Genomic DNA, 552 nt, shown 5'->3' with positions numbered 1-552 from the left:
TCAGTTGTCGGAGGGCTCGCCCCGACGGACCCGGCGGCGGGGCCCCTCGGGCGATCCGACGCGCGAGTAGACGCCGGGCCGGTCGGCGGCCAGGCAGCGGCCGGCGGCCCAGGACCGCAGCCGCTCGACCGACTCGCCCGCGGTGACCGCCACCGGGACGATGTTGCGGGCGGCCTCGATAAGCGGGACGTCGAGCAGGGCGGCCAGCCGGCAGCACGCCCGGACCTCGGCCCCGGTCCAGTCGGCGTCGCGGGGGCGGCGTTGGTCGGGGTCGAGCGAGAACCGCTCCAGGTACATCTTCCAGATCGCCTCCTTCTCGGCGGCGCCGGGCAGGTCGAGGAAGTAGACCGCGTCGAATCGCTCCGCCCGGCTGAATTCGGGCGGGAGCTTCGAGACGTCGTTCGAGGTGCCGACGAAGAAGACGTCCGATTCATGATCGGAGAGCCACGAGAGCAGCGAGCCGAACAGCCGCGCCCCGACGCCCGAGTCCCCGTGGGAGCCCGAGGCGGCGCCGCCGAGGGCCTTCTCGATCTCGTCGCAGAACAGGACGCA

At 73.2% G+C, this 552-nt stretch carries 1 protein-coding gene; it reads right to left on the bottom strand.

The window, feature by feature from the left end; genetic code table 11:
• Window positions 1-552, bottom strand: a 552-nt coding sequence (locus G6O68_RS32045) for an AAA family ATPase (RefSeq protein WP_165253840.1), incomplete at its 5' end; no start/stop codon positions are given.

It is taken from the genome of Paludisphaera soli (assembly GCF_011064595.1).
Classification (GTDB): domain Bacteria; phylum Planctomycetota; class Planctomycetia; order Isosphaerales; family Isosphaeraceae; genus Paludisphaera; species Paludisphaera soli.
Note: the sequence above shows the minus strand (reverse complement) of the source record. Positions and strands in the feature narration are given on the sequence as shown.